This is a genomic window from Rhodococcus sp. NPDC059968 (assembly GCF_042738615.1).
Lineage (GTDB): Bacteria > Actinomycetota > Actinomycetes > Mycobacteriales > Mycobacteriaceae > Rhodococcus_F.
Window position 1 is genome coordinate 244,205 of the sequence record NZ_JBHWUE010000004.1, and the last position, 18,553, is coordinate 262,757.

Below are 18,553 nucleotides of genomic sequence, written 5' to 3' on the forward strand. Positions count from 1 at the left end.
GAACCGGTGAATCGAACGACGCGAGGCAGGAACTTGCCCACGATCAGCGTTCCGATTCCGATTCCGCACAGCTGAAGTGCCGGATTCGACGATCGCCAGCTCGATGTCACTGCGGCCTCGGCGCTCCAACGACTCGAGTGCCGCAACTCGGCCGCCAGATGGATGGGAATCGACTCGCCCCACTGTCGGCAGCAGCGGAGGGGCGGGTCTAGAGAACCGCGATGAGCCGTCCATCGGGTGCGCCCTGCTCGAGGCGGTGCAGGCCTTCGGGAATCTCGCCGAACGAGATCTGCTGGGTCTTCGGCTGTACTGCCCCTTCGGCTATCAGCGCGAGTATCGCGCTCGCTTCGGCTTTGGTGCCGTTCGATGCGCCGACGATATGTACTTCTTTCATCGTGATGCTGGGTATGGAAACGGAGGTGGCCTCGACGCCCAACCCGACCTCGACGATGCGGCCGCCGTGCCGGATGGCGCCGATTGCCGAATCGAGAGTCCCATCCGCGCCTGCGAAGTCGATGATCACATCAAGTTCCTCGGATTCGAAGACACGGATGTCCTTCGAGCACGACTCGACACCTAGATGTCGCGCGAGTGGCCACCGCGCCTCATTGACCTCAGCGACGAACACGGAAGCTCCTGCTGCTTTCGCGATCTGGACGCCGAAGTAGCCGAGACCACCGAATCCGATGATGCCGACCTTCATTCCGGATTCAATCTTCCCGGCTGTGTGCACTGCCCGGTAAGCAGTGCGACCCGAACACGTTGCCGACGCTGCGTCGCGAAACGACAATCCGTCGGGTAGCGCGACGGGTAGGTGGGACGGAACCCTGACCTTCTAGGCGTAGCCGCCGTCTATCGCGGTCCCCGGGCCATCCGTGGTAGCAGGTATCCCGACGCGGTCTCCGAGGACGAATTCGGAGACCTTCGATCCGACTGCAGAGACGGTGCCGACTATCTCATGGCCGAGTGTGATCGGGACGTGTCCGAGTAGGTGTGTGATGGTTCCGTTCATGAACCCGATGTCGGAGTGGCACAGTCCGACTGCTCCGGTGTCGATGACGATGTCGTCGGGCCCGGGAACCGGCTCGCCGATTTCCACGTGTCGCAATTGTTCGTCGACTGCAGTGAATCGCCATGCCTTCATTGATTCGATCCTTTCGATTTTCCGTCGATGGTGTCGATGAAATCTTCGACACCATCGGCCGGGGTGGAAGTGGTACGGCATGTACTCGCCGTGCAATTCGGTCGTTCGTCAGGTCGTCGGATAGTTGGCATTCGAAAGATGTTGTTGCAGTTAAGCACAGATGCGCCGTTATCATGGACGAAGTGGGCGGCTCGGTCCACGGTCCGCCTCGGGCAGCTTTCGTTACGAAGCTCGCCGAGAGCCGAATTCAATCCGAAAGAAGTCATCATGCAACTCGAGGGAAAACGCATCCTGGTCACCGGTGGTGCGCAGGGTATCGGTGCTGCCATCGTAAAGGCGTACGCCGTGGAGGGTGCGACCGTGCGTTCGTACGACCTGAACGAGGAAGGCGGTCGAGCGGTCGCGAAAGAAGCGGGCGACGTCGGGCCCGGAACAGTCGAGTTCGCGCGTCTCGATATCACCGACGGCGATGCCACGGAGTCGTTGTTCCGCACTGCTGCAGAAGAACTGGGTGGTATCGATGTGCTTGTGAACATCGCCGGCCTGCAGCGCTCCGCGATGGCCGAGGAGATCACCGATGACTTGTTCGAGAGCATCTATCGTGTGAACGTGCTGGGAACGATTCATACCAATCAATCCGCGTACCGGATCATGAAGTCGGCGGGTACGGGGGCGATCGTCAACTTCGGGTCGATGTCCGGATTCACCGGAGAATTGGCCAACGCAACCTACGGCTCGTCCAAGGGGGCCGTACACACGTGGACCAGGACTGTCGCTCGTGAGTGGGGCCCATCAGGTATCCGCGTCAATGCTGTTCTGCCCTATGTGAACACGCCGATGTTCGACAAGTACACCAGCTCGCTGGGGCCGGAGGAGCTCGCCGCCTACCAGGAACAGCTCCGCAAAGACATCCCGCTCGGTGGAGCGTTCGGCAGCGCCGAACGCGATCTGGCTCCGGTGCTCGTATTCCTGGCGAGCGACGCGTCGCACTTCATCACCGGCCAACTGCTTCCGGTCGACGGAGGATTCGCAGCCGTACGGTAGGAAAAGCCCCATGCCCCCGGATCCATCGGATCCGGGGGCACGACGTTCTCAGAGCTCGAGCTCCTCGCGGTGTTGCGACCGTTGTGCGCCACGAATCGTCAATAGCGCAACAACACTGATTCCTGCGCATCCGAGCGTGTAGTACGCCGCTGACAGCGGATCACCTGTGGTGGATGCAAGCCAAGTGATGATGTACGGCGCCGTGCCGCCGAAGATCGCGACCGACAACGCGTAGGTTACCGATACGCCGGTAGCACGGTTGCGGGTACGGAAACGTTCGGAAAGGAACGCCGGCATCGGGCCTCCGACGACGCCGATGAGCAGACCGGCGATCACGAGTGCCACCAGTCCACCGCCGAAGCCGAGATTCAGCATAAAATAGAGGGGATAGGAAAGGACCACCACCGCAATCGATCCGAACATCAGCACCGGGCGTCGTCCCACGCGGTCGGACAGTGCACCGAACGCCGGCATCGACAGACCGGCGATGAGTCCGGTGACGAGTGCAAGAAAGTACGACCGCTCGAAGGACATGTCGTAGCTGGTCGACAGGAATGTCGGCATTCCGACCATGAAGGTGTTGCCGACAGCGTTGTACACGACCACGACGCCCATGGTTGCCGCAAGATACGCCAGTGGTCGTCGATCGATGGGTTCCCCGACGGCAGGCTCGCCTGCGTCGACGGCGACCTTGATCTGTTTGAAATGGGGCGTCTCGTCGACCTTGAGTCGCAGGTAGAGGACGATGAGGCCCATTGGCGCCGCGATCAGGAATCCGATCCGCCAGCCATAGGAGGCCATGGCGTCATCGGACAAGATGACCGCCAGCAGTGTTGCCACACCGCCGCCGAGGACGAATCCGAGCGTGGTTCCCACGAATGACCAGGAGCCGTACAGGCCACGCTTGCCGCTGGGTGCGGACTCGACCATGAGCGACACCGCTCCGCCCATCTCGCCGCCGGCGGACAATCCTTGAGCGACCCGACACAGCGTCAACAGCAGCGGCGCGACGATCCCGATCGAGGAGTGCGTCGGTAGAAAGCCGATGCACGTCGTCGCAACGGTCATCAGCGCGATAATCAGCGCGAGAACCGGCTTGCGGCCGAGGCGGTCGGTCATCCGCCCGAAAATCACTGCCCCGACAGGGCGGAGGAAGAACGCAAGGGCGAAGAGAAGGAACGTCGACAGAATCGACGCGGTCGGGTTGTCCGAGGGAAAGAACAACGGCGCGATGATCGGGGCCATGTAGGCGTAGATCGCGAACTCGTACCACTCGATGAGATTGCCGAGCGAACCTGCGACGAGCGCCTTTCGGGACTTCTGGACGTCAAGCACCACCTCGGTGCCAGGCGCGGAGCTGACTGTGTTCGACATGGTCATGTCCATTCGGGTGAGCGTCGCCAGAGGCCCGTGCCTCGGGTTCGACGAATGCGTGTGACGACTGACACATAGAATCAACACAAATGTTGCCTACATGGGTGCATTTTGTCAACGTCTGCGTGGATAGCCACGGTCTTTGCAACGCGGACGTTGACAACTCGGCGCGCGTGCTGCCACCATGAGTCGAAGACGTTTTCAACGCTGATGTTGAAAGCTCGTGATCTCGGCGAGGAGCGATTCACAGCTCCGGTCCCCGTACTCGATGCGAGAGGTGCTCAGATGAAGGCAGCCCAGCAAGTCCAGGTGGCAGGCGCAGCCACCGAAGATTCAATCAATCCCGATCGGCTCACTGAATCCGAGATCCGAACCGCCGTTGCGCGGGCAAATGTACCCTCGCTGCTCATGGTCGTGTTCCAGACGACGGGTGACGAGAAGTGGCTGGCAGCACCGTATACGCCGACGAGAGGCAAAGGCCTCGGCGACCATGACTCGGGCGGCCTCGACGAAGCGATTCAGGATGAGATCCGGGAGGCCGCGGTGAAGGCCATCCTGGATTTGCAGGACGGCGCTCGTCCTGCGGTGGAGACTCCCTCCCCCGAACTCACGGTGCGGATGATGAGTGTGTGCATGGGCGAGGAGGTCGGGGAGGAATACGGACCTATGCTGTCCCTCGAACTCGCTCGTCGCGCCGCGCCCGATGCCTCGAGCCTCGCACTGGAGCCTGTCGATGCACCGGAGGGCTATTCGGTGATCGTCATCGGCACGGGCGTAGCGGGAATAGCTGCAGCGCAACAGCTCGAGGATATGGGCATCGACTACGTCATTCTGGAGAAGCAGCCAGAGGCCGGCGGAAACTGGTGGCAGAATACGTATCCCGGAGCGGGTGTCGATACCCCCAGTCACCTCTACTCGTTCTCGTTCGCAAAGAACGACTGGACGACACACTTTGAACTCCGCAACGAACTGCAAGGCTACTTCGCGGCCGTGTTGAAAAGTCTCGGTGCCAGTGAACGTGTTCGATACGGAACCGAAGTGCGGTCGACGCGGTACGACGAAGCAGCCGCACAGTGGTCAGTCGACGTGATCAATCCGGACGGCTCCTCGTCGACGCTGCGATCCGATGTGGTGATCAGTGCGGTGGGGGTGTTGAACCGCCCCAAATCGCCGAACGTCCCCGGGATTGACAGCTTCACCGGAGCAAGCTTCCATTCGGCCAATTGGCCGGACGACCTCGATCTGGACGGCAAACGTGTCGCGATCGTGGGCACCGGTGCCAGCTCGATGCAGATCGCGCCGGCCATCGCGGACCGCGTAGCCCATCTCAGTATCTATCAGCGCTCTCCCCAGTGGGTTGCGCCGTTCGAGAAGTTCCGCGCCCCGATACCCGTGGAACTGCGTCGCCTCATGCAAACCTGCCCGATCTACCACAGCTGGTACTGGATTCGACTGTTCTGGCAGTTCGGTGACAAGGTGATCGAGTCGCTACGCGTCGACCCGGAATGGGACCACCCCGAGCGCTCCGTAAACGCCCGTAACGATGCCCATCGCGAGTACTTCACGCGGTACATCACGGCACAGGTCGGAGATCGAACAGATCTGCTCGACAAAGTGATGCCCGACTACCCGCCGTTCGGTAAGCGGATTCTGCTCGACAACGGCTGGTACTCGACCCTACGCAAGGACAACGTCGACCTGATCGACAGATCCGTCACCGCCGTCCGGCCCGAGGGCCTGGTTGACGATCAGGGCACTGAGAACGACGTGGACGTGATCGTGTGGGCCACCGGATTCGAAGCCGCACGCTTCGTGAGTTCCATGGACGTCGTGGGAATGGACGGCCGGACGCTACGCGAAGTGTGGGACGACGACGACCCCAAGGCCTATCTCGGTGTGTCGGTTCCCGGGTTCCCCAACTTCTTCATGCTGGGTGGCCCCAACTCGTTCCCGGGTAGCGGCAGCTTCATGTTCTTCATGGAGGTCCAGATGCGGTACATACGTGGACTACTGACCGAAATGTTCAAGAGTGGAATCAAGGCGATCGATGCGCGCCCTGAGGCGAACGTCGAGTACAACGAGCTGGTGGACTCGACCCATTCGCGCACGGTCTGGACCCACCGCGGGATGTCGACGTACTACCGCAACTCGCGTGGACGGGTGGTGTTCGTGATGCCGTTCCTGAACGTCGAGTACTGGCAGATGACGCGGCGCCCCGATCTGGAGAACTACACTGCGCGATAGCTGCTCCGCGAATTCTGCCCCGGTACCGAATCGGTTCCGGGGCAGAGTCGTTCGAGAATCACTTTTACCAGGTGTCGATGCGCCTGTGAACGTGGGTCGGGCGTTCGGGGCGCGGAGCGGCGAGGATATCGACGATCCGTGAGCGAGTGTCTGCGGGATCGATGACGTCGTCGATCTCGAAGACGGACGCCGCGTTGAGGGCCTTGCCCTGCGCCACGTAGTCATCCAGGTGCCGTCGGTAGACGTGCTCCCGTTCCTCGGCGTCCTCGATCGCAGCCAGTTCGCGACGATAGCCGAGCGTGACGGCTCCCTCCGGACCCATGGCACCGAGTTCGGCCGAGGGCCACGCCACGATGGTGTCCGGGACGCGGAAGCTTCCACCGGCCATGGCCTGGCCGCCCAGTCCGAAGGCCTTGCGGACGATCACCGTACAGAACGGAACGGTGAGGGCAGGCGCGGTGACGAACAGCCTGCTCACATGACGCACCGACGCAGTGCGTTCAGCGTCGGGTCCGACCAGGAAACCGGCTGTGTCGCAGAGCGTGAGGACCGGAAGGCCATACGCCTCACACAGTTGCAGGAATCGGGTCATCTTGTCGGCTTCGGCGCTGCCGATCGTGCCGCCCGCACGGCTGCCGTCGTTGGCGACGAGCCCTATGGCGTTGCCTTCGATCCGAACCAGCGCCGTGACCAATCCGCCGGCGAATCCGCGTCGGAGTTCGAGAACGGATCCTTCGTCTGCGACGGTGTCGATCAACGTGCGGATGTCGAACGGCCGATTGCGTCGTTCGGGGACGATGTGACGCAACAAGCGCTGGTCGGAGGCGGCCCATTCGGGTGTGGGGCCGGCGAAGTAGCCCAAGTATCGCTGGGCGACGTCGACTGCCTCCGACTTGTCGGCCACGACGATGTCGATGACCCCGTTGGTCTCCTGGACGGACACCGGACCGATGTCGTCCGCGGCGAATACGCCGAGGCCGCCGCCTTCGATCATGGCGGGTCCGCCGAGGCCGATCGTCGAATCACGAGTCGCGACGATGACATCGCACGATCCCAGTAGCGCAGCATTCCCCGCGAAACAACGGCCGGAAGCGATCCCCACGGTCGGGACCGAACCGTTGAGCCGCCCGAGTGCGACGAACGTGCCGAGATCCATCCTCGTCGCCCGGGACATGTCGTCCGTATCGCCGGGGCGACCCCCGCCGCCTTCGGCGAACAGCACTACCGGTGTGCCTCTGCGGCCGGCCAGCTCGAACATCCGCTCGGCCTTCTTGTGGCTCTGAAGGCCCTGGGTTCCGGCGAGCACCGTGTAGTCGTACGCGAGCACTGCCACCGGTCGTCCGGCAACCCTTCCGAATCCTGTAACGAGGCCGTCTGCCGGCGTTTCGGATTCGAGTTCGCCCAGAGGCCTTCGGCGTCGCTGCGCAGCCACGACGAGAGATCCGTACTCGTGAAAAGTTCCTTCGTCGACGAGATGATCGACGTTCTCGCGCGCGGTGCGTTTGCCGCGCTTGTGCCGTCGTTCGATCGCCGCCGGACGCGACTCGTCCAGTGTTCGACGCTGCCGTGTTTCGATTTCGGACAGATCCATGCGCTCGGCCGTGACGTCCACGTCGATGGGGGCTGCCGATGCGTCGTCCTGACGTACATCGAGCACTAGGGTCACGAGTAGCTGTCCGGCTTTCACGGTATCGCCTGCCGTCACCCACACGCCGGCGACGCGGCCTGATGCTGTCGCGGTGACATCGGATTCCATCTTCATGGCTTCGAGCGTGATCAGAGCGTCGCCGCTTCGCACGACCTGTCCCGGCACCGCGGCCGTCTCGACGACCGTGCCCGACGACGGCGCCCGCAGTTCGAGTTGTGTCGCCGACGCCGCGGGCGCATCCGATATCGAGAATGTTGCCAGATGATCGTCGATCGTTTGTGTCGTCACCGTGCCGAACCGGAACTCGTCACTGCCCAGCAGCCACGACGACGTCGTGACGTCGGTATCCATGTCGTTCAGGGTCAGATCGGAGAGGGCGTGGTCTAGTTCTGCTGCGGCCGAATCGAAGTCGCCGTCCTCTCGGTGCACGATGACCTTTGCGAGCAGAGGGTCGTATCCGGTTCCCACTCGCATTCCTACGTGCGCGTGAGAGTCGACGCGGATCGACGGACCGGACGGAAACCGAACGTCGGTGAGTCGGTCGGAGCCATCTGGTTTCGGGCTACCGGTGACCCGCACCTCGATCGCGACACCGCTCGGTTCGCCGAGCGTTGCCGGTGAGAGTTGGACGTCCTCGAGCGTGCGTCCCTGTGCGACGTCGAGTTGCAGACCGACCAGGTCGAGACCGGTGATCGCTTCGGTAATGCCGTGCTCCACCTGGAGGCGCGGATTGGCCTCGATGAAGTACCACCGATCGAGGTGATCGGACTCCACGAGGAACTCGAATGTGGCCAGTCCTCTCAGCGCGACGGATGACGCCAACGTCAGCGCTGCGGAGTGAAGTTCCTTGCGAGTGGACTCGGGGAGGTTCTGCGCGGGCGCGATCTCCACGACTTTCTGGTGACGGCGCTGCGCCGTGCAGTCGCGGTCGAAGAGATGCATCGGTGTGATCACCCCGTCGCCGACGACCTGGACCTCGATGTGTCGGGCCCGCGGTAGGTAGGCCTCGACATAGACATCGGACAGGCCGAAACTGCGTTCCGCCTCGGAACGGCATCTGTCGATGGCACGTTCGAGTTCGGTGAGATCCTCTACGATTCGCATACCACGACCCCCACCGCCTGCCGTGGCTTTGACGATCACCGCGCCGGCAGGAAGCGACTGCGCGAACTCGCGTGCGTCGGTCTTGGATGTGGGACCCGCGGTGGCGGCGAGGACGGGTACCCCGCAGCCGGTCGCGAGTTCACGTGTGGAGGACTTGTCACCGAGAAGCCTCAACGTACGAGCATCGGGTCCGACGAATGTCAGTCCCGCCTCGGCGCAGGCCTCGGCCAACTCGGCGCTCTCGCTGAGGAATCCCCATCCAGGGTGAACCGTTGACGCCCCGGCCTCCAGGGCCGCGTCGCGAACGGCCGCCACATCCAGATATGCGCTGGGACCCGTTCCGCGCAGCGGACGGGCGTGGTCGGCAGCAGCGACGTGTGGGGCATCATGCTCGTCTTCGCTGTACACCGCGACCGTCCTGATTCCGCGGGCCGCGGCTGTCCGGATGATTCGAAGCGCTACTTCACCGCGATTGGCGATCAGAAGGGACGTCATACGGGTGGCCGGTCGGCTGCGAAGCCGCCGTAACCGCCCTGGAAGAAGATCAGCGGTGATTCGGGGGTATCGAGTTCGAGCTGCCGCACGCGGCCGACAACGATGTGATGGTCGCCGGCGTCGTGCACGGCATCGATCTCACAATCGACCCACGCCAGCGAACCCTCGATGCGCGGCATGCCGGAGGGAGTCCGGGTCCACGTGACGTCCGCGAACTTGTCGGTTCCTTTTCGAGCGAGACTGCGGCAGACCTGCTGTTGCTCGGAGCTGAGCACGTTGGCGCAGAAGCGTCCGGCCGAGCGGATCTTGGGGAACGTGGACGAGGACTTGTCCGGCAGGAACGCGACCAGTGGCGGATCGAGTGACACAGAGGTGAAGGACCCGACCGCCATGCCGGTCGGGTTGTTCTCGGCGTCCATGGTGGTCACAGCTACGACGCCGGTGGGGAAGTGGCCGAGAACTTTTCGGAAGCGCAAGGGGTCTATCGCGTGAAATTCGTCGACGATCACGCCGTCGGGGACAGCGGTGCGCGAGTCGGATTCGTGTGTCTCGACCTTGCCCTCCATCGTGGAGCCCATGGTGATTCCTTTCGTCCGTGAAGCCGAGCCGGGTATCGAGGACATATGACTCCCGACGCGGAGACTGATTGCAGCCTCCTCCGGAGCCGGAATTCTGTCAACTATGTCGTTGATACAATCTACGATCGCGTAGATTCGGTAGTTGTGGCCGCGGGGTCGAAGGTTGACATCTGTGGCGCAGGGCACAATGATCGTGACAGCGATCTACGCTGACGTTGATCGCGAGATGCGGGGTTCGACCCTTCGGTCGAGTCGCTGGATTTCCTTCACCGCGCAAAGGAGTGCACATGTCCGACATCGAGAGCAGGGTGCGTCGGCTGGAGGACAGGGCGGCGTTGAGCGACCTCGCGGTCCGCTACTTCCTCGCTTCGGATTTCGACGATTTCGACGCCATTGCCGATGCCTTCGCAGAGAACGGGACGTTCTCGGCTGGAGGATTCCCCGGCGCCACCACCGGCAGTGGGATCGCGAACATGATTCGGCAAGCTCGTACCGCGTTCGGAACCACCATTCACACGCCGCACTACGTCCTGATCGTGTTCGTCGACGACGATCATGCGACAGGGCTGGTAGGCGCGCACCTCGAGATCGCAACGGGTGGAACGACGGTGTTCGGCGCTGTGCGTTACGAAGACGAGTACGTCCGCGAAGGTGGGCGCTGGAAGTTCGCGTCTCGCAACATGCGCACCGTGCATCTAGGCCCCTGGGACGAAGTGGCCACGTCGCTCACTTCTGACTTACCTGTTCGGTGGCCCGGGGCCGAACCTGCGCCCTCCGACTACGCGGTTCGCGTCTGACCGTTTCGCACCCGTTGCCTGCGGGTGCGAACGGTCGTCAAAATCTACATCAATGTTGATTTTCCGTCGCGTATTCCAGGCGGGCAAATCGAACGTACGTCAACAATTCACGCCCCAAGGAGATCGATATGACTGCAACCCATGAGGTGTCCACCAGGGAGCTCGCCGAGCTCGTGGAGACCGGCAAGATCGAGCGCGTCCTGTTCGAGTACGCCTACAACCTCGACATGAACCGTCCCGACGATCTCGTCGCGTTGTTCACCGAGGACTGCTACGTCGCCTACGGGCCTGATTTCGGCGCCGAAGGCCGCGCCGCCTATCGCGAGACACTCGACGGCATCGGTACGTTCTTCACGGCAACCAGTCACCATGTGTCCAACATCGTCGTCGACTTCTCCGACGATCTGACGTCGGCCAAGGTTCGCTCCGTCCTGTATGCATGGCATCGCTACACCAAGGAAGGCAAGGCCGACGGCTATTTCTTCGGCCAGTATCACGACGACTTCGTGCGGGACGATGAGCACGGCTGGCTCTTCTCTCGACGCGAACTGCGTGCGTCCGGTGTCGTGGACTTCCACGTGAAGAAGCAGATCCCGATCGGGCGGTCATGACGGCGATCGCGGACACGGCTGCAGGAACCCGCTACGAGAACCTGCGCATCGAGCACCGGGGACCGATCAGCTGGATCGTGCTGGACCGGCCGGACAAGGCCAATTCGCTCTCGACGGAGATGCTCGACGAGTTCAGTGCGGCTTTGGCCGCTCTGGCGACGGCCGGCGGGCCGATCATCGGAATTCGTGGAGCAGGCAAAGGCTTCTCGGCAGGCTACGACCTCGGCCAGGTCGGAAAGGTCGTCGCCGAGCCGGACCCGGTGGCGGACCGAGAGCGGCTTGCTCGCAACGTCAATCGCTTTCTCGCGATCTGGGATCACCCGAAACCGGTGATTGCTGCAGTGCACGGATATTGCATCGCGGGAGCCACGCAGATGTGTGTGTTCACCGACGTGACCCTGGTGGCGCGCAACGCGAAGATCGGTGAGCCGGCGATCCCACTCGGTGGTGGGTACATCGCGCCGTTGTGGGCGCCCCTGGTCGGTCCTAAACGTGCCAAGGAACTGGCGTTCGTTCCTGGCAACTCGATCGACGGCACGACCGCGGTCGAGTGGGGCTGGGCCAATCATGCGGTGGCCGAGGAAGATCTGATCGCCGAGACCGAGGCGCTTGCCGCTCGTATGGCACGCACGCCGTCGGACATCCTGCGGATCAAGAAGTTGTCCATCAACAAGACGATGGAAGCAATGGGCGTGCGTACCGCAGCCCAAGGTGGTGCAGAAATGGATGCCCTGCTCCATCTGTCGCCGTCGGTGGCCGAGGTGCGCAAGTTCGTTTCCGAGGTGGGACTGAAGGCGGCGATCGCTGCCTACCGCGAACCCGTGGCGTTACCCGATCATGCGGTCGCAGAACAACGATGAGAAAGGATCTACCGTGAGCAGCGGAGTTTTGTTCGAGTTCGACAACCACATCGCACGGGTGACGCTCGACTGCCCCAAGGCGTTGAATTCCATCGATCCCGAGATGGACGCGGCGCTGTTCGAGGCATGGACCGAGATCAACTCGAATCCGGACATCTGGGTCGCAGTGCTCGGTGCTACGGGGGAGAAGGCGTTCTGCGCCGGCGCCAACGTGAGCGGTGGGACCGAAGGCGACGGCCGCAGGATGGCGCTCGGCGGCGGTCTCACCGGTGTCGGCGGGCCCATGCTGACGCTTCGTAAACCATTGATCGCGGCAGTGCAGGGATACGCGATCGGCGGTGGATTCGAACTGGCGATGTGCGCCGACATCATCGTCGCAGCCGACAACGCTCAGTTCGGCATTCCGGAGACGAAGGTCGGCATCATCGGCGAGGCCGGCATCATGCATCGCGCGATACGGCAGCTGCCACATCACATCGCGATGGCCTTGATTCTCACCGGTGATCGCATCGACGCACAGCAGGCGGAGCGATACGGGCTGGTCAACGAGGTCGTGCCGTTCGAGAAGCTGCTCGAGACCGCCTCGTTGTGGGCGGAGCGAATCGCGTCGGCGTCACCGCTTGCGGTCCAAGCCGCGAAGGATGCGGTGCTGTCGCGGGCAGGATGGCCGCTGGACGTCGCGTTGGCAACTCGCTATGAGCCCATCGAGGCGTACGCGAACAGCGCGGACCGCATCGAGGGACGTGCAGCGTTCGCAGACAAGCGTGCTGCGCAATGGAGCGGTCGCTGACACTGCTTTTTGTCTGGGCGCTGGGCCCGGCGTCCGCGTCGCGGTTCCAGCGCGCAGCACTTGCACCCGGCGCCGTGAACGGATGGCCGCGTGATGCCCGGGCGAGCACCGAGAGCGGCATCCGACCTGGTCGCCGACAACCTGAGATTGTAAGGAGCACTTGGCTATGCAGCTGGACGGAAAGAAGATCATTGTCACGGGCGGTTCCATGGGCATCGGTGAGTCGGTCGTCCGGGCCTACACATCGGAGGGTGCTGACGTCGCCTCTCTGGATCTCGCTGACGAGCTGGGTGCGGCCGTAGCACAAGAAGCGAGCCGATGCGGACCTGGCAAAGCAACCTTTCACTCGTGCGACGTGCGTGACCGCGACCAGGTGGAGAAAGTCTTCGAGACCGCTGCTGACCAACTGGGAGGCCTCGACGTAGTCGTGAACGTGGCTGGTGTACACAAGCACTGCGATCCCGCCGGAATCTCCACTGAACTCTACAGATTCATTTTCGATGTCAATGTGTTAGGGACAATCAACACCAACGGTGCCGCACATCGCCTGATGAAATCGAATCGCGTTGGGAACATCATCAACTTCGGTTCCGAGTCGGGACTGACGGGTGAGATCAACAATGCTCTGTACGCTGCGTCGAAGGGTGCGGTACATACATGGAGCCGGAACGTCGCTCGTCAATGGGGGCCAGACGGGATTCGAGTAAATTACGTACTTCCGTACATGTGGACAAAGATGTACGACGAGTTTCGCGCTGCCTTGTCTCCCGACGAGCTGAAATCGCACGACGACCAAACCGCTGCAGACATACCTCTCGGTGGGGCTTTCGGTCGAGCCGACCGGGACTTGGCTCCGGTCATGGTTTTCCTCGCCAGCGATGCGTCACACTTCATCACTGGACAAATGTTCCCTGTCGACGGAGGGCTGATTTCCGGACGGTAAGCGTGTGGTGACAGCCGTACTCAGGACTGGTCGGCGAAATCGTGCCATACGAGAAGCGCGCTGCTCGTAAGGAGCGGCCGCCCACAACCGTGTCCCACGCGGTGCGCTGGGTCCGACGTACGCGTCGCGGCCCAGCGCACAGTCAGTTCTTCGTCCTCGCGCCCTCGAAGAACAGAGTGCAGAACGCTTCGGTGGTCTGCTTGGCGTCCACGTTGCGCATTCCTGGCTTGAGCCACCGATGCGTCCAGTTGACCATGCCGAACAGTGCTTTCGACATCAGCTGCACCGACACGTCACTGCGTAGGGTGCCGTCGTCGACTCCCTGCTGCAGCACCTCGAGAACAATGGTTTCGAAGCGTTTCGTCTTACGGGCCATGTCCTTGCCCCACGACGTGGTGTCGAGCTGTAGCTGCGCCATGTCTTCCTGGATGTACAGGTAAACGAAGGGGTAGTTCTTCTCGTACGAGTTCATCTGTTGCTCGACGAGGCGGCGAAGTTTCTCGGGCGCGTCGTCGTCGCCGGCGAGGATCTCCTCTGCGACGGCGATGTTCTGATCCAGGACGTCGACGAGAATGTCATGGAAAAGCGCCTGAAACAGCTCCTTCTTGCTCGCGAAGTAGTAATAGATCGACGCTCTGTCGGTCCCGAACCGCTCGGCAATGTCGTTGAGCGTCGCTCCTTCGAAGCCCTTCTCCTTGAAGACATCGGCTGCGGTCCGCAACAGTTCCTGGCGCTTGGCCTGATAGTTGGGGCTGCTGTCGTTCTGAGCGCTGCGTCGGCGTCGGCTCATGCCGCTGTTGGCTGCGGTCGAAGTTGGCATTGTCGGATGATACCTCCGGATCGAGGACATTGATCAACGTTGACGTCGATCGACCTCGGCGTCGACCGAGGTCGCCGTGGGGGACGGGTAAGGCCCCGGGAAGTCGTTGTTTGTCGACTACTTCCCGGGGCCCTGTTATCGGTGGGTTCAGGCCACTGCGACAGTCTCGTGTGTTCCTTCGACCGGAACGTTCGGTACGACCTCTGTGGCGAACAGGCGGAGGGATTCGATCCATGGCTCGGGATCGTCCATCGCGTCGTGAGTGTTGACGGCAAGCTGTCCGTACCTGAAGCCGGCCAGGTCGAAGGTCTTCTCGATCTTCTCGATGACGGTTTCCGGGCTTCCGCAGAGCCACACATTGTCGGCGAGGTAGTCGAGATCGACGTCGTCGATGTCGACCTTGTGGTCGGCATCGTCGATGAAGCCCTGAAGGATCCGGTACTTCTGGTAGACCGGCATCAAGTACTTCTGCCAGGCGAGTCCCAGTGCGCCGTTCTTTGCCTTTTCCTTGGCCTCTTCGTCCGTTTTCGCCACGAACACGTCTCGTGCGATCTTGAATCGAGATCCCTGCGGGGTTCCGCCGATGGACCTGACCGCCTCCGAGTATGTGTCCCACTGCGATCTCAGCAAGGCCGAACCGCCGTAGAACGAGATCGGGGTCCAGCCTCGTTCGCCTGCGAGGCGATGTGAGGGTGAGTTCTTGCTGAGTCCTGTGACAGCGATTTCGAGGCCGTCCGCGCCACCATGGGGAGAGTGGTCTGCGGTCAGGTGGTACTCCTCGCCTTCCTTGACCTTGAACTCACCGTGGGAGGCGACGCTACCGGGATCGATCTGCCCGTCGAGGCGGGCGGCCTTGTAGTACTTGCCTTCGAAGTCGAAGGGCTCCTGGCGCCACACCTTGTCCATCACCTCCAGTCCCTCCATCAGCCGGGGGTGGGCTTCGGACAGGTCGCCGGGCTGGCCACGAAGCACTGCTTCGTTCTCCCACGAACCGGCTCCGACGCCGAGGAAGTATCTGTCCTCGAGCAGCTGCGAGGTGTAGCCGATCTGAATCGCGAGTGTCGACGGATTGTGCAGGGGCACGATGTGCGCCATGGGCGCGAAACGCATGCGCTCGGTGATCTGCGCTGCCGCGACGATCAGCAACTCGGGGTTAGGAATGTTCTCCCATGCCTGCATGCCGTGCTCGCCGACCATGAAGTCGCGGTAGCCGAACTTGTCGCATGCGGCTGCCAGCATCAGCGAGTACTCGAAGGTGTCCTTGTCCCTGCGCCCGGGGCGCATGTACGGGGTGTGGAAAACGCCGCATTCCATTGGTGAGTCTCCAGCTTCTGGTCGTCGTGAATGCAGTCTGCTGCTGTGTCCGGCACGAGGCTGACAGTGGTTGTGGATGGGCCCTGAGAACCGAGAGCGGCTTCGCGGAACTTGCATGCAGAACGCTGTTTCTGTCCGATCGATCCGACACGTGTTGTGGCGGTCCGCCAGGCGAAATGCTCGCATCGGCGTATCCCCAACATAGGGTGACGCCGATCACGTGTCAACTACAACGTTGACGTTGAAAGTGTAGATTATCAACGCTGATATTAATCAACTTCAACGTTGACAGTGTGACATGAGTCGCTTAGCGTCTACGTGACACGATCCCTTGGTGCGCGAGGCTTCTGCGCCGCTGATCAAGACAATTCCGGTAGCGCAACCGCTGCCGACGATCGATGATTGAGGACGACATGACTGACATCGACGACTGGTGCAACGTAACCCCGCTCGGCGACCTGCTGGTGCGAGGTGCGCACCTGCACCCAGACCGCGATCTGATCGTGTTTCCCGACGCGCGGTTCACGTATGCCCAGGTGCTCGACGGTGCGATCGCGGTCGCGCGAGGCCTACTCGCCCTGGGTGTCGGGTCCGGCGATCACGTCGCGCTCCTCGCGCCGAACGGTATCGAGTTCGTCGAGGGGCTCTTCGGTTCGACGTTGATCGGCGCCGTCGTCGTACCACTCAATGCGCGGCACAAAGCGAAGGAGCTCGGCTACATCATCGAGAACGCCGACATCACCGCGCTGCTGACGGTCTCCGGCCCCGACGACTACGTGGACTTCGTACAGGTCCTGCACGAAGCGCTGCCCTCCTTGGCTACGGCAGGTTCAGGTGAGCTCGACATTCCCGAAGCGCCGCGGCTACGTCGAGCCGTACTGCTGAAAGGAACCGACAGGCCCGGTTTCACGTCCAGGACGGCCTTGGATGCTGCCGCGGAGACCGTCGACGCGACACTCGTGCATCGTCATCGCCGCCGGGTGCGGACGCGAGACATCGCCGCCATCCTGTACACATCGGGGACGACGGCCAACCCGCGTGGCTGCTTGCTCACCCACGAATCGATGACGCGTGGCCCGGTGGAGCGGGCGACCGGGCGCCTGTCCGCAGGTGAGCGTCACATCAGCTGGGCCGGCGGGCCGCTGTTCCACATCGCTGCGCTGGCCCCGCTGATCGGGGCGATCGGTGCCGGGGGAACGTTCCTGACCGACACGTTCTTCGAACCCGGCCGCGCCATCGAGCTGATCAGGGCCGAGCGGCCGACCTGCATCTGGCCCTGGTTTCCCGCACCGATGCAGATGATGATGTCGCACCCCAGCTTCGACGCCGGCGAGTTCGACTCGATCCGGTACGTGTTCCTGATCGGTCCCCGGGTCCTCATCGAAGAGGTTCAGAATCTTTTCCCGGCGGCCGAGCTCATGGCCGCGTGCGGAATGACGGAAACGACAGGAATCTATGCTCTCAGCGAGCCGGACGAGTCGTTCGAGGAGCGAAGCGGTGCGCAAGGTAAGCCCGTGCCGGGCATTGAGATTCGTATCGTCGATCCATTCAGTTGCGCCGAGCAGCCGGTGGGAGTTCCCGGTGAGATCTTGATTCGCGGTTACTGCGTGACCGAGGGTTACTACAAGGATCCCGAGAAGACCGCCGAGGCGATCGATTCCGACGGCTGGTTGCGGACCGGTGACCTCTACAGTCGTACCGAGTCGGGGTGCCTGGAGTTCCACGGACGGCTCAAGGACATGCTCAAGGTCGGTGGCGAGAACGTCGCGGCCATCGAAGTCGAGTCGTTCCTCTGCGAGCATCCTGCTGTGTTGACTGCCGCTGTCATCGGCCGCCCGGATGACCGGCTCGACGAAGTGCCGGTCGCATTCGTCGAGGTTCGAGAAGGACACCAGCTCACAGAAGCGGAGTTGATCGAATTCTGTGACGGCAGGATCGGCCGGTACAAGGTTCCGCGCGCCGTGTATTTCGTCGAGGCGGGGGCGTGGCCCATGTCGGCGACGAAGATCAACAAGCGCGGGCTCAAAGCGCAGCTGTCGACCCTTGCCACGTCGCTGAGTGTGGCGGGTTGACGTCTGTGGCAGTCGGATGCGGTACGAGCGATCTTCGTGCGCTAGCCGAACGCATGTTGGAAGACGTGGACGAGGGACCCGCCCTCGGTGAGCAGACGCGCGTGCTCACACACATCGCCGTGTGTTCGGTGGCGACGACCATGGACGTGGCAGGTACAGGCCGCTACATCGAGGAAGCGCTCGATTTGGGCCTCGACGCCGAGCAGATCCAGGAAGCGTTGACGGTGGTATCGGGACTTGGTGTGCACACGCTCTTCGAGTCGTCCAGACAGTTGTCGGATACTGTTCGCCGCAGAAGTGGCGGCAGGGTCGAACCGCTCGATGCAGATCAGCAGGATCTGTGGGACCGCTACGTCGGTACCGATCCGTACTGGCGGCGCATGGAGGACGAGCTTCCCGGCTTCTTCGACGCGCTGTTGAGGATGTCACCGGACACGTTCGTGGCGTTCTTCGACTACTGTGCGGTGCCGTGGAAGAGTCGGGCACTGCGGGCGGTGACGAAGGAATTGATCTCTCTCGCCGCCGATTCCACTCCCACTCATCGATACAAGCCTGGCTTCTTGTTACATCTGAAGAACGCGCTCGACCTCGGTGCAGGAGCTCGTAGCATCCGTGAGGTTCTCGATATCTCGGCGGCCGCTCCCGAGCATCGCGGAGTCGGCTGACAGTTCCGCCGTACGCTGATCGGCCCGGCACGAACTTCGTGCCGGGCCGA

The 18,553-nt window shown here is 62.4% G+C and carries 16 protein-coding genes; 9 read left to right on the forward strand and 7 right to left on the reverse strand.

Annotated elements, in window-relative coordinates; genetic code table 11:
* Positions 1 to 208 precede the first annotated feature (208 nt).
* Both ACFWAY_RS06600 and ACFWAY_RS06605 read right to left on the reverse strand, forming a co-directional pair.
* Positions 209 to 703: a zinc-binding dehydrogenase gene (locus ACFWAY_RS06600; RefSeq protein ID WP_378510195.1), complete on the reverse strand. Its 495-nt coding sequence runs from the start codon at positions 701 to 703 to the stop codon at positions 209 to 211.
* A 132-nt stretch (positions 704 to 835) separates the two neighbouring features.
* Positions 836 to 1,144 carry an alcohol dehydrogenase catalytic domain-containing protein gene (locus tag ACFWAY_RS06605; protein WP_378510196.1) on the reverse strand — a complete coding sequence of 103 codons (309 nt, stop codon included), beginning with the start codon at positions 1,142 to 1,144 and terminating at the stop codon, positions 836 to 838.
* 267 nt (positions 1,145 to 1,411) lie between these two features.
* Between ACFWAY_RS06605 and ACFWAY_RS06610 the strand changes: the two genes are divergently transcribed.
* Positions 1,412 to 2,188 carry an SDR family NAD(P)-dependent oxidoreductase gene (locus ACFWAY_RS06610; RefSeq protein ID WP_378510197.1) on the forward strand — a complete coding sequence of 259 codons (777 nt, stop codon included), beginning with the start codon at positions 1,412 to 1,414 and terminating at the stop codon, positions 2,186 to 2,188.
* 48 nt (positions 2,189 to 2,236) lie between these two features.
* Here the strand turns inward: ACFWAY_RS06610 and ACFWAY_RS06615 are convergent, their stop codons facing one another.
* A complete protein-coding gene (locus tag ACFWAY_RS06615; RefSeq protein WP_378510198.1) occupies positions 2,237 to 3,562 on the reverse strand; it encodes an MFS transporter in 1,326 nt (441 codons plus the stop codon).
* A gap of 285 nt (positions 3,563 to 3,847) precedes the next feature.
* Between ACFWAY_RS06615 and ACFWAY_RS06620 the strand changes: the two genes are divergently transcribed.
* Positions 3,848 to 5,806, forward strand: a complete 1,959-nt coding sequence (locus ACFWAY_RS06620; RefSeq protein ID WP_378457295.1) for a flavin-containing monooxygenase — start codon at positions 3,848 to 3,850, stop codon at positions 5,804 to 5,806.
* Positions 5,807 to 5,870: 64 nt separating this feature from the next.
* On the opposite strand, the gene ACFWAY_RS06625 is transcribed toward ACFWAY_RS06620, so the two are convergent.
* Together ACFWAY_RS06625 and ACFWAY_RS06630 are read right to left on the reverse strand one after the other, a co-directional pair.
* Positions 5,871 to 9,053 (reverse strand): carboxyl transferase domain-containing protein, encoded by a 3,183-nt coding sequence (locus ACFWAY_RS06625; protein ID WP_378510199.1) that lies wholly within the window; start codon positions 9,051 to 9,053, stop codon positions 5,871 to 5,873.
* On the reverse strand, positions 9,050 to 9,631 hold the full coding sequence (locus tag ACFWAY_RS06630) for a flavin reductase family protein (protein WP_378510200.1): 582 nt from the start codon (positions 9,629 to 9,631) through the stop codon (positions 9,050 to 9,052). The genes ACFWAY_RS06625 and ACFWAY_RS06630 overlap by 4 nt, the downstream gene beginning before the upstream one ends.
* A 287-nt stretch (positions 9,632 to 9,918) precedes the next feature.
* Between ACFWAY_RS06630 and ACFWAY_RS06635 the strand changes: the two genes are divergently transcribed.
* The 5 genes from ACFWAY_RS06635 to ACFWAY_RS06655 all read left to right on the forward strand — a co-directional run bounded on the left by ACFWAY_RS06635 (position 9,919) and on the right by ACFWAY_RS06655 (position 13,632).
* Positions 9,919 to 10,428, forward strand: a complete 510-nt coding sequence (locus ACFWAY_RS06635; RefSeq protein WP_378510201.1) for a nuclear transport factor 2 family protein — start codon at positions 9,919 to 9,921, stop codon at positions 10,426 to 10,428.
* 128 nt (positions 10,429 to 10,556) lie between these two features.
* Positions 10,557 to 11,039 (forward strand): nuclear transport factor 2 family protein, encoded by a 483-nt coding sequence (locus tag ACFWAY_RS06640; RefSeq protein WP_378457299.1) that lies wholly within the window; start codon positions 10,557 to 10,559, stop codon positions 11,037 to 11,039.
* Positions 11,036 to 11,899: an enoyl-CoA hydratase-related protein gene (locus ACFWAY_RS06645; protein ID WP_378510202.1), complete on the forward strand. Its 864-nt coding sequence runs from the start codon at positions 11,036 to 11,038 to the stop codon at positions 11,897 to 11,899. Before ACFWAY_RS06640 ends, ACFWAY_RS06645 begins: the two co-directional genes overlap by 4 nt.
* Before the next feature lie 13 nt (positions 11,900 to 11,912).
* Positions 11,913 to 12,689 carry an enoyl-CoA hydratase-related protein gene (locus ACFWAY_RS06650; protein WP_378510203.1) on the forward strand — a complete coding sequence of 259 codons (777 nt, stop codon included), beginning with the start codon at positions 11,913 to 11,915 and terminating at the stop codon, positions 12,687 to 12,689.
* A gap of 166 nt (positions 12,690 to 12,855) precedes the next feature.
* Positions 12,856 to 13,632, forward strand: a complete 777-nt coding sequence (locus tag ACFWAY_RS06655; protein ID WP_378510204.1) for an SDR family NAD(P)-dependent oxidoreductase — start codon at positions 12,856 to 12,858, stop codon at positions 13,630 to 13,632.
* Between the two features lie 142 nt (positions 13,633 to 13,774).
* On the opposite strand, the gene ACFWAY_RS06660 is transcribed toward ACFWAY_RS06655, so the two are convergent.
* Positions 13,775 to 14,452 carry a TetR/AcrR family transcriptional regulator gene (locus ACFWAY_RS06660; RefSeq protein WP_378457303.1) on the reverse strand — a complete coding sequence of 226 codons (678 nt, stop codon included), beginning with the start codon at positions 14,450 to 14,452 and terminating at the stop codon, positions 13,775 to 13,777.
* 147 nt (positions 14,453 to 14,599) lie between these two features.
* On the reverse strand, positions 14,600 to 15,766 hold the full coding sequence (locus ACFWAY_RS06665; protein WP_378510205.1) for an LLM class flavin-dependent oxidoreductase: 1,167 nt from the start codon (positions 15,764 to 15,766) through the stop codon (positions 14,600 to 14,602).
* A 413-nt stretch (positions 15,767 to 16,179) separates the two neighbouring features.
* Between ACFWAY_RS06665 and ACFWAY_RS06670 the strand changes: the two genes are divergently transcribed.
* Positions 16,180 to 17,838, forward strand: coding sequence for a class I adenylate-forming enzyme family protein (locus ACFWAY_RS06670; RefSeq protein WP_378510206.1), 1,659 nt, complete (start codon positions 16,180 to 16,182; stop codon positions 17,836 to 17,838).
* 65 nt (positions 17,839 to 17,903) lie between these two features.
* Complete coding sequence (locus tag ACFWAY_RS06675) at positions 17,904 to 18,503, forward strand: carboxymuconolactone decarboxylase family protein (RefSeq protein WP_378457306.1); 600 nt, start codon at positions 17,904 to 17,906, stop codon at positions 18,501 to 18,503.
* Positions 18,504 to 18,553: the final 50 nt, after the last annotated feature.